This window comes from Ruegeria sp. I1 (assembly GCF_056532675.1).
This window is the reverse complement of sequence record NZ_JBQFNM010000028.1, coordinates 1-3252: the sequence shown is the minus strand read 5'-3', so window position 1 is coordinate 3252 and position 3252 is coordinate 1. Positions and strand designations below refer to the sequence as shown.

The 3252-nt window shown below is 48.6% G+C and carries 2 protein-coding genes and 1 pseudogene; all 3 read left to right on the top strand.

Annotated features, from left to right (window positions below):
• Positions 1 to 410: 410 nt before the first annotated feature.
• The gene (locus ACR0DH_RS20200; protein WP_480551864.1) at positions 411 to 1571 is read left to right on the top strand and encodes a Hint domain-containing protein; all 1161 of its coding nucleotides are present in this window, start codon (positions 411 to 413) and stop codon (positions 1569 to 1571) included.
• 83 nt (positions 1572 to 1654) lie between these two features.
• Positions 1655 to 2179 carry a Hint domain-containing protein gene (locus ACR0DH_RS20195; protein WP_480551866.1) on the top strand — a complete coding sequence of 175 codons (525 nt, stop codon included), beginning with the start codon at positions 1655 to 1657 and terminating at the stop codon, positions 2177 to 2179.
• 357 nt (positions 2180 to 2536) lie between these two features.
• Positions 2537 to 3148 (top strand): annotated as a pseudogene (locus tag ACR0DH_RS20190) (Stf0 family sulfotransferase); the annotation flags it as partial.
• Between the last annotated feature and the right edge of the window lie 104 nt (positions 3149 to 3252).

The window sequence follows — 3252 nt, the reverse complement described above, 5'->3', positions numbered from 1 at the left end:
GCAACCCGCTACGACAGGTGCCCCAAGGTCTTCTTGTCCGCAATCGCACTCGCAGCACTCGTCATATACTGGCTATGAGTCCTGACCCTAGGCCGCATCTGTGCTGCCCGGTATCGAAAGGGTCAACATGGCCCGCAAATGTCAACACGCGCGCGTACTCTCACCGCTTCAGTAGTTTGACCAGTTGGCAGAGCAATAGCCCCCTCCGGGGCAATCACCTCGGCCTCCAATGGAAATTGCGACAAAGCAGCTGAAGCAATCATAGATCAACAACGTTCCTTTCTACAACGACACCGCTGAGAGAGGCATACGTTGCGTCTTTTGAAACGGGTGATTGGTCAAGATGCCAATGTTGATGGATATTCCCGGCAAAGAATTTCAGCGCAACATAGCGCAATGGAGTAAAGTGAATGCAGCTGTTGGCGGGCGGACGTCTGGAGTACGGCGACAAAAACCAATCCAACCGACGAATAGTTGATCTTGATTTCAGGGAGCGTGCCGGGAACTGGCGGCTGGCTTCGGGTCGTATGATAGAATCTGCTTCGGAACCAAAACAACCAAAAACAAGCCAGGGGGATCAGCCAAATAGCATTGTTCAGTTGAGTTGGGGTGAGGACCGCGTAGCGATCCTGAAGTCGACAAGCTTTGCGGCTTCGAACTTGGGCGAAGAGGCATCTTTCAGCGTCTTTGTCAGCAATTTTGAACTCGAAAAGGGAAATTCTTCGACCAGTTTAAAGATACTGATCAACGGAAAACAGGTCGAACTTAGCAAGCGAGTTTCCCCAGTTGAAGCGCCACTTGGATCGGTGTGGAGTCTAATCAGCTGTGAGTTTGTTTCTGAAGGAAAGGACGAAATAGAGATACATGTCGCCCCTTCGGTATGGTTCGAGAAGCTCATGGCGTCCAGTTACTCGCTCCCGAATGATGTCGGAGTTTTGGGTGGAACCCTAATCGAAACGGTTGAGGGAGAAAAACCTGTGGAATCACTGGCGCCTGGGGATTGGATTCTTACTTTGGACGCAGGTTTTCAGCCCCTTTCCGAACTCTTCGAGCATCCAAAAACAGATGTCGAAATCGTACAGTTGGCAGCTGGATCGCTCGGTCCAGAGTGCCCACATAAACTGCTGAGTGTCGTTCGAGACCAGAAGATATTGGTTCGCGATCTGAAAGGTTCTAGAGAAAATAGTCGAAATGAAGCCTTTGCGAATGCTTGTCATTTTCGAATATTGGACGAGGTTTGGATCAAGCATAGAAAACAGAACCCTTCTATGCACTTCAGCCTTTTGTTTTCGGATTCTCATGTAGTTTCTGCAAATCGAGTGCCTGTTGAATGCCACAAGGTCAAGTTTGCCGAGCCGTTAAACAAATCCTACCACTCAATGAACCTTTCGAGCTGTACCGGGACAGGTTTACGAGCCTCAAGGCGAACAATGAAACCCTCAACGATCCGTGCACATATAAAACGAAGGCAAAAGCAACGCATTGCCATTGTTCCGCCATTTCCGCCGAGTGCTGCGTTAAACTCCTCGTCCAATTGTAGGAATTCGTTGCATCCTCGCAAAAAAGGCTGATTTCGCGCAGTTCACTAGTGAGAAGAAAATCCCGATTCAGACAAATTTTCACAGAATAGGCAACAAGAAAAGGCTATAAGGCTATGATTGCAAAAGGAACAAAAGTACTGGTTGACGAACCGGACCAATATATCGCTATCGAAGATTTAAGCGTGGGTGATATGCTGATGAACCCACTAAGTGGCCAATTGGTGGAAGTCGTCGACATGCGTGTTCGAACAATGGATATCAAGTCTGTTGTACTGCTTCCTGGCGCGACTGGTATGCCGAAACTGTTCGGTATTCTGCGCGTTTCAACAAACCAACGTTTGTTTTGGTGCGATCCCAGTAACATCGCAGGACGTATGATCTTAAGGGAGAACCAAGCGCACCAAGTTGTAGATGGAAACACGGTACTACACATGGGCGCCGGTTCCCACGAGGTATACTATTCGATTTACCTTAGTCAGGATAGCTTGATATGCGCCAACGGCGTGCTCTGTTCAGTTGAAAACGAGCTCGGTTCAGTTGAAAACAGGAAGCCAAATCGCAATCCACGACGTGACAGGAGCACTAGAAGTCGAGAATGGTTTGACCATTCTTGGGCTCGAAAAAGTACCCTCCATTAAAGGCACACGGATGGATGGATCTATTGCGAACTTCTGAGAAGTTACCTTTTTGGAGTTCGGGTCAGGACCCATTGATTTCCGTTTCGCCGCTCGGTTTAACGCGCCCGAAACGGACGGTGAACTGGTTTGTCTTTCGGCTAACCGAAGGTTTTAAATTGTGAGTTCACCCGATGCGGCACAATCACCCCCACCCCCATCTTTCCGCTTGGATACGGCGTCTATGTTGATGGGGAGCAGCAGGATATTTCCTCGCAGTATATCCAGAGGCCTCAGGTACGTGGATGTAGGTTCTTTGATTGCCATGGGGCTGGCGTTGGCTTCTGGGCCGGTGTGGGCGGTATCGTTAACAACTGCCAGATGGGCGGCATGAGGCACAAGATGCCACCTGTAAAAGACTTTAGCGTAATTAACGAGACGTTCCTTCAGGGGATTTTTCAAGAAAAAATTAGGTTTGATAGGATCGAGGGCAACACGCTACCTGGACGGCGTTATCTGTTCATTTGCATGACGCCAAGGTCGGGCAGCACATACTTCAGCTCACTTCTTGAGGCAAACGGCTTTCTCAGAACAGGTGAGCACTTCAGGATGGTTGATGGAGATTACGATTTGAAGCTGAAGGCTTCAGGTGCATCTACTTTTGAACAACTCTTCAATTTCATCGTTAAATCTAAATCAAGCTCGGATAGGTTCTTTTCGACAAAATGCGACTTCATGCAGTTCTACCCCCTACTGGCATCCGGCATATTCGAGAAATACCTGCAAGATACTTTTTGGGTTATGCTTACGAGGGAAGACACTTTAGCCCAAGCAATATCCTTGTTCATTGCTCGTCGCTCTAAATATTTTCACACAACTGATGTACACTCGCGTCATAGGGACAAAGTTGACGACGTAGCCTACGACTTTGACGAGATCCTATGGTGCCGTGACCTTATTGAAAAGATACAGGCAGACTGGACCAGGTTCTTTGATATTTTTGGAGTTAGGGTCAGGACTCATAGCCAGTATATGACGAGTGCTGCGAGTGCGATTGCGGACAAGAAGACCTTGGGGCACCTGTCGTAGCGGGTTGC

What these genes read in the sequence shown, in the direction of transcription:
- ACR0DH_RS20195 (WP_480551866.1), top strand. Translation starts at nt 1,655, where the DNA reads ATGATTGCAAAAGGAACAAAAGTACTGGTTGACGAACCGGACCAATAT.
- ACR0DH_RS20200 (WP_480551864.1), top strand. Translation starts at nt 411, where the DNA reads ATGCAGCTGTTGGCGGGCGGACGTCTGGAGTACGGCGACAAAAACCAA.